The sequence below is a fragment of the Candidatus Syntrophosphaera sp. genome (assembly GCA_019429425.1).
Taxonomy (GTDB): domain Bacteria; phylum Cloacimonadota; class Cloacimonadia; order Cloacimonadales; family Cloacimonadaceae; genus Syntrophosphaera.
Window position 1 is genome coordinate 20,663 of sequence record JAHYIU010000025.1, and the last position, 7,272, is coordinate 27,934.

Here is a 7,272-nt window from a genome sequence, read left to right on the forward strand (position 1 = left end):
GAACCTCATCGGAGCCTTTCCTCCAGGTCGGCCAGGGCGTTGATGTAATAGACATAGGCCTGGTCGGGCGAGTCGTAGGGCGAGAAATACTTGTGGACATCGCCGTCCTGGAAATATTTGGTGCACATGTAATAAAAATGGTCAGAGGTGCTTAGTTTGCGTGCCATTTCGAGCAATTGGGGATCGCCTGACTGTTTCACCTGCTCCAGCAGGCGATAGAATGTCTCGATGGCGTTTTTCTGCATGTCGTTTTCCAGCCATGCGGACAGGTCGCGCTCTTCGTCGGCCCAGGAAACCGGTTCCGGGAAGGAGAGGCCCTCCTGCTGGTAATTGGCCAGCCCGGCAGCCTCTTTGGGGGTCGCGAAGCCGAGGTGGGGACGTTTCAAGACTTCTTCCGGAAAATGCTGCATGAACTCGAAGATGCCGGAATCGGCCCACTGGTGCTCGCCGAAGGTCTCGTAATCCATGAACAGGTTCAGGAAGAGGTTGCGTCCTTCCTTCTCGGCGAGGGTGAGGTGGTCGATCCAGTTGACGAATTTTTCCACGGTGAGCGGAAACTCCGGCCAATCGCGATTGGAGAAGCGGAAGGCGATGTCGTCTGAGAGCTGGTAATACTTTAGCAGCAGGTTGATGTCCTTGGAATAGTTCTTATATGCATAGAGGGGCGTTCGCCATTGCAGGATGCGGTCGGCGCCCTCGGTGATGATTGTCTTGAAGCCCTCGATCTCGTAGACGAGGTCCGCAAGGCTGTCCTGATAGATCAATTCTGTGTTGCGGAAGGTTTCCGTGTGATGGCCGAACTCGTTCTTCATCAGTTCCCGGTGCATTGCCACCTGGTCCAGGAACTCGTTTGTGTCGTACAAAAAGGCCAGGGAATGGTAGTAGGTCTCGCCCAGGAACTCCACACAGCCGGTATCCGCCAGCGCTTTGAAGGAATCAAGGGTTTCCGGGCTGTAGGCCTTGAATTGTTCGATCGCGGTCCCGGTAATTGAATAGGCGATGCGGAACCTCCCCTCCAGTTTCTGGATGAGGGAGAGAAGGAGCTGGTTGGTCGGCAGGTAGGACTTTTGGGCTACCTTGCGCATCACCTGTCCGTTCAGTTGGTCGTCGAAGACATCGGTGTTCTTGCCAATGTCGAGCACGTTCACGTGCCGGAGGCGGTAGGGCTGGTGGACTTGGAAGTAAAAGACAACGTTGAGCATAGCTTACACCTTTTAGGAACTGCTTTTGATGAAATCCGCCAGGGTCGAGGAATAGACCATGCGGATCTTCTCCGCCGCCTCGTTCCAGTGGATCTTGTTGACCTCGTGCATGCCGTCGAGGCCGATCTGCTGGCATTTTTCGGGGTTTTCGATGAGGTGGTTGATCGTTTCGGCCATCAGGTCCACATCCCAATAATCGATCTTGAAGGCGTGGTTGACCACTTCCGCGACTCCGGACTGCTTTGAGATCAGGGAAGTGATGCCGAAAGCCATCGCCTCGAGGGGGGAGATGCCGAAAGGCTCGGAAACAGAGGGCAGCACATAAATGTCTGAGGCGCGGAGGATCTCCTCGACCTGGACGCGGTTGAGAAAGCCGGTGAAGAGAAATTTGTTCTGGAGGCGCTTGGAAGCTGATGTACGCAGGAGTTTGCGAGCCATGTCGCCCGTTCCGGCCATGATGAACCTGGCTTCCGGATGCGCTCTCAGCACGCGTTCGGCCACTTCGAGGTAATAATCCGGCCCTTTCTGCAAAGTGATTCGGCCCAGGAACAGGACCGTGGGGCCCTTGAACAGGCGCTTTTTGGCCAAAACCGTCTCGTCGGAAAGGGTGAAGGCGTTGTGCACGATGCGGATCTTGGCAGTGTCGATGCGGTAGCGGGACATGATCATCTGAGCGGTGTATTGCGACACGGCGATCACCCTGTCGGCATAGATCATTCCGGCGTGCTCGATTTTATGGACCCTCTCGTCGCCAGGCCCGCCGGCGCGGTCGAACTCAGTGGCGTGGATGTGCATTACGAGGGGCTTTTGGGATACTTTTTTGGCGATCATGCCGGATGGATAGGTGAGCCAGTCATGAGCGTGGATCAGGTTGTAGTCCAGCTCCTTGGCGAAGCGTTCCGCCCGCAGGGTGTATTCCTGGATCTTTTTGATCAGGTCCTCGTCGCCGATCAGGTTTGAGGTCATGTCTTCCCAGACCTGGTGTTCCTGGACAGTGTCGAATTCGGTGGTCCAGTATTCCTTGGTAACGGAGCTCACATACTCCCGCAGTTCCCCGAGCTGGAGATATGATTCCGGCCGGGCGCTGATTCCGATGTATTCCAGGCGTTCGTGCATGGTATTGAATTTCTGGCTGAGAAACTCGGTTTGCAAGGCCGGGTCCATGAACACCGCGGGCAAGGTGTCCACGTCGCTTTCCTCGCGCAGGGGGAAATAGACCATCTCCTTGGTCGGCAGCACCAGATCGATCTTGATGCCCAGGGCCAGGAGGGCTTTGACCATGCCATAGCAGGCCATTCCGAGGCCGCCGGCGATCAGGGGCGGAAATTCCCAGGTGAACATCAGGACTTTCATGGCTGACCCCCGGTCGAAGCGATGAAGGATTCGATGTTGTAAAGCGCTGCGACGCTGATAGCCTGGGCGGGAGCGCCTTTGGGGAAGTGCGGGTTGTCGCCGTCCCAAACCTCGGCCAGGGAGGCGATGTGCCCGCGCAGGAAGCTGTTCCGGAAAGTTCCGATCAGTTCACCAAGCTTGGCGGCGATCTCGGTGTCCGGCATTTTTCCACGGTTGATCTTGAGATACAGCCCGCAAAAAGGGCCCAGGAGCCAGGCCCAGACGCTGCCGTTATGGTAGGCCTTGTCGCGTTCGCGCTGGGTTCCGTAATACTTCTTGCGGAAGCGGGGATGCTGGGGACTCAGGCTGCGCAAGCCGTAGGGGGTGTAAAGCTCCTCCCAGCCCCGCTGCCAGACCGCCTCCATCTTATCCTTGTCCAGAAGTTCCCAGGGCAGGGAAAGGGCGATGATGGCGTTGGGCCGAACCTCTTCGACGGGTTTGTCGCCCACCAGGCGGTCCGCCAGATAGCCATTGACCCAGAATTTCTGGAATGACCCGAGGACGAGGTCCCTGAGCCCGCTGATCTGCTCCAGCGGGGCGTAGGGGATTTCCGAAAGATTATTGTATTCGTCGCACATGGCGGCATAGCAGCAGATCGAGTTGTACCAAAGGGCGTTGATCTCCACCGGCGCGCCATGCCTGGGCGTGACCGCCTTGCCGTCGATGCGCACGTCCATCCAGGTGGCGTGGGAAAATTCCTCCTTCAGCTCGATCAGGCCGTCCTTGCGCACGAAGAAGGGGTACTTGTAGTTGGAAAGGACGCTCTTGAGCACCTCTTCGATGATCTGGATGCTTTCCTTCCAAAAGGCGATGTCCTTTTTCCGCTTGCCCAGCTTCCAGAGCAGGATCACGAACCACAGGGTGGCGTCCACCGTGTCGTAATTCTCTTCCCGTCCTGATTCCTGGCGCATGTTGGGGATCAGTCCGTCCCTCAGCTCGCGGCTGTATTTGATCAGGATCTTTTCCACGGTATCCAGATTTTGGGGATTGCGCAGCAGAGCGTTGAGGACGATCATCGTGTCCCGTCCCCAGGCTCCGTAGAACGGATATCCAGCCACGATGTCGTCGTTGGCCACAAAGTCTTTGAGGGCAAATTCCAAGAGCTGGAGATACTCGGGATGGTTGAAGAGCATATTGTCGTTCAGGTCCAGCTTGTTGATCAGGGTGTCGTCGCTATCGGCCTCGACGGGGTAGTCCTTCGGTTTGGGAAGCCCCGCGTAGCGCTGTTCGATCCTCGCCGCTATTTTTACCGGGTCTCCGAGCGGCTGGTCCGAAAAGAGGATGACGTTGCTTTCTCCGACCCCGAGAGTGAAATTCAGTTCAAAGAGGCTGACCTGGTCGCCGATGCCGGGATATCCACCCATCACTTCCCAGGGATAGAACACATTGTAATAGGTATAGCGGTTGGGCGTGACCTCGCCCCGTTCCTGGCTTCCGAACACCCGGAGGCTGTTGGCTGGCCTGGAGGCGCTGAAGCTGCTTCCGGCCTCCGTATTTTCAAAGGCGGTGTCGAAAGGCTCCCTGTCCAGGCTTCCTGGTTGGTTCAGCTCGTGATGCGGGGTCATGGTGAACTTGGGATGCAGGAAGAAGTGCAGCTTGTGATGGCCCAGATTGGTGTATTTGAGCAGGACAGTGTTCGTGTCCGCATCCATCATTATCTCTTTGCGGATGAGAATGTCGTTCTGATGGGGCAGCGCGGAATACAGGAAGATGGGATAAGGCCGCAGCCAGGGCTTCACCAGATAGAGGAATCCCTCAGGATAGATGCAGTTGCTATAGTTGTTGCTGTCCAGATGCACGATCTGGCCTCGCCATTCCACCTTTTCCTCGATCCCTGCAACCAGATGGTGGCGCTGGAACTGCGAATTGCTCGCGATCAGCAGGCCGTGGTATTTGCGCTGGTTGATCAGGTTTCCCGTGCCCAGGGCGTATGAGCCCAGCCGGTTGGTCAGGATCCACTCGTGATGGTGGGTTTCCATGAAATAGTTATTCACTTTATCCCCTTTACAACTTTGATATTCAGATGTGTGGAATTTTTTCCACGCCCATTATTCCGTCAAGTCTTTTGTTGATTTTTTTCCATATCATTGCTTAACTGTCTGCGAGGCAATTTATTGGCCTATTATCCACTAATCTGGGGGGGGGGTAATTCAGGTCGGGGAAAACTTGTGATCTCTGGATGAATTAGTGCACAACATCCTTACTCACAGTAAATTGATAAGACACCAAGGGAAAAGCGGCTTTTACCTGGTTTGGCCCCATCCATCAACTGGGGCTGGATGTTCTCGTTCAAGCCGGCCATTTTATCTGCCTCAACACCTTGATTCATTACAATTCCGCCCTTTTACCCAACCCGTTCATTGCCAACTTGCCTCCCGCCGACCACCCGCCCGTTTGGCGGGAACTCGGGGAGAGGCGGGCAAGAGGCGGGTGAATCAGGAAAAAGGGCGGGAAAAGGAGAAGAAAACAAAGCCCGGAGATTCATCCGGGCTGGGAAGACAGTTAAAAGGGAGGGCGGATCAGTAGTTGGGATTGGTGTAATTATCGACCCCCGGGCTTGGCAGGGCGAGGGTTTCGTAGAGGGAGGGGACGGCGCTGAAGTGTTTGCTATAGACGATGCGGAGGTCAAAGCCGTCGTCGGCGAGGGGGGTGACGTCGGCCATTTCATAGATCAGGTCGATGTTTTCCTCAGGACCGATGGAGGCGTATTCATAGTCGAGGGTGCCGACGAGGTTGTTATCCCGGTCGAAGAGCCCAAGCATGAAATAGCCAGAGATCGGCACCTGGAGTTTGTTTTCCAGGGTCACGAAGACGTCGGCGGGGATGGGGAGGTCGCTGAGTTCGTAGATGAAGATCTCATCGGTGGATATGGGTACGACGTTGATCTTGGTGGCGAGGTCGAAGGCTTGTTCGTCCAGCCAATTTCCGGAATAGGAGCGGGCTGCCTTGAACCCTCCGTAATTGGCGAGGGTACGCCTTTCGTAGCTGTCGGTTCCAGGGTCGTTGACGATGTAGGAGGCGGCTTTGTCGTGCGGCCCGTCTTGTTTGACGACCAGGACCCAATGGCTGCGCTTGTTGTTGACCTTCACGATCACCTTGTTGCCTTTGGCCAGTTCTTCGCTCAGGTATTTCCAGTCGTTCCGCCGGGCGATCTGGCTCTCCAGTTCAAGGCCCAGGCCCTCTCCGTCGATCTGTCCGGCCACCTGCCAGCGCATCAGGCTCCCAGCATAACCGCCGTTCTTGCGCAGCCAGTCGTTCAAGCTGTCCGGAGTGATGCGGGGATTGGAAGCTTCGGCGTTGAGCAGCATGGAGAGGCAACTCACGACGCACCCGCTCCGTCCGATCGAACTTCTGCCGCTACCCAGCTTTTCAGCCTTCCAGCGCTCGTCGCCCTGGGAAAACCAGTTGAAAGCGACAGCTCCGATCGCTCCATATATTGCCCCGCAGATTATAATAAGCACAATTAACTTTTTCATGGATCAGTCCCTAGTAAATGATTGGAAATAAATAAACTAACTCAAGTTGCACTAATCTGCCCGCACACCCATATCTGTCAAGCAATAAATAGTGCTTGCCAGTTTTGCGTGTCTCAAATAAAAGGTTCCCAGCAACAGACCTGAGATGAGGGATAAGTTCCGGCATCGAGGGTGGAAACGCTGTTTTCACCTCACGCTCAATCTCCATCCTTCACCCCGGTCAAAATTTGGCCAAGGAATAATCCTATGGATAAAAATAGGCATATCGTGACTCTCGTGGTGGATGACAGGGACCAAGCCTTCAATCCCGTCTCTGATCTCCTGCATCAATACGCGCCAAACATTCTGCTGCGGGTGGGCTATCCCATGCGCGACAAGAATGTCTCGGTGATTTTTTTGGTGATGGAGCTCGATCTTGACCAGTTGGGCGCTTTTTCCGGCAAGCTGGGACAGATCCCCTCCGTCAAAGTGAAGACCATGACCCTGAAGATATAATAAGGAAGAGATAATGAAGATCAGCATCGAGGGAGTCAAATCCTTCATCCCCACCCAAAAGATCGAGGAACTGATAGTCCGGGAGCAGAACGCGCCGGAATCACGGATCCGCGAAATCATAGCCAAATCCCTGGAAAAGAACAGGCTGGAGCCGGAGGAAACGGCCGCCCTGCTCAGCGTGCGCGATCCCGAACTGAAACAACTCATTCTCGACGGAGCCCATGAACTGAAAGAACGGATCTATGGCAACCGGATCGTGCTCTTCGCGCCGCTCTATGTGGGCAACGAATGCATAAACGACTGCGTCTATTGCGGATTTAGAATCTCCAATAAGGAATGCCTGCGCGCCACCCTCAGCCACGATCAGTTGGCGCATGAGACCCGGTCCCTGGTGGAGACCGGCCACAAGCGCCTGATCATGGTATATGGCGAGCATCCCATGTATTCTCCGGAATACATCGCCGAAACGGTGCAGACCGTCTATGACATCAAATTTCTCAAGGGCGAGATCAGAAGGGTGAACATAAACGCAGCGCCACAGGACATCGAGGGCTTCCGGACGGTCAAATCCGTCGGGATCGGCACCTACCAGATCTTTCAGGAAACCTACCACGAAGAAACCTATAAGAAACTCCATCCCCGCGGCCCCAAAAGCAGCTTCCTCTGGAGGCTGGACGGCCTCGACCGCGCCATGAAGGCCGGGATCG

6 protein-coding genes are annotated in these 7,272 nt (G+C 55.4%); 2 read left to right on the forward strand and 4 right to left on the reverse strand.

Annotation, left to right across the window (positions count from 1 at the left end; genetic code table 11):
- Window positions 1-5: 5 nt before the first annotated feature.
- The 4 genes from K0B87_04130 to K0B87_04145 all read right to left on the reverse strand — a co-directional run bounded on the left by K0B87_04130 (window position 6) and on the right by K0B87_04145 (window position 6,070).
- Window positions 6-1,202 (reverse strand): glycoside hydrolase family 57 protein, encoded by a 1,197-nt coding sequence (locus K0B87_04130; GenBank protein ID MBW6513929.1) that lies wholly within the window; start codon window positions 1,200-1,202, stop codon window positions 6-8.
- Window positions 1,203-1,214: 12 nt separating this feature from the next.
- Window positions 1,215-2,555: a glycosyltransferase family 4 protein gene (locus K0B87_04135; GenBank protein MBW6513930.1), complete on the reverse strand. Its 1,341-nt coding sequence runs from the start codon at window positions 2,553-2,555 to the stop codon at window positions 1,215-1,217.
- A complete protein-coding gene (locus K0B87_04140) occupies window positions 2,552-4,588 on the reverse strand; it encodes a glycogen debranching enzyme N-terminal domain-containing protein (GenBank protein MBW6513931.1) in 2,037 nt (678 codons plus the stop codon). Before K0B87_04140 ends, K0B87_04135 begins: the two co-directional genes overlap by 4 nt.
- 525 nt (window positions 4,589-5,113) lie before the next feature.
- Window positions 5,114-6,070 (reverse strand): hypothetical protein, encoded by a 957-nt coding sequence (locus K0B87_04145; protein MBW6513932.1) that lies wholly within the window; start codon window positions 6,068-6,070, stop codon window positions 5,114-5,116.
- A 246-nt stretch (window positions 6,071-6,316) separates the two neighbouring features.
- Here K0B87_04145 and K0B87_04150 point away from each other — a divergent pair, with 246 nt between their 5' ends.
- Both K0B87_04150 and K0B87_04155 read left to right on the forward strand, forming a co-directional pair.
- A complete protein-coding gene (locus K0B87_04150; GenBank protein MBW6513933.1) occupies window positions 6,317-6,565 on the forward strand; it encodes an iron-only hydrogenase system regulator in 249 nt (82 codons plus the stop codon).
- 13 nt (window positions 6,566-6,578) lie between these two features.
- Window positions 6,579-7,272, forward strand: a 694-nt coding sequence (locus K0B87_04155; GenBank protein ID MBW6513934.1) for a radical SAM protein, incomplete at its 3' end; no start/stop codon positions are given.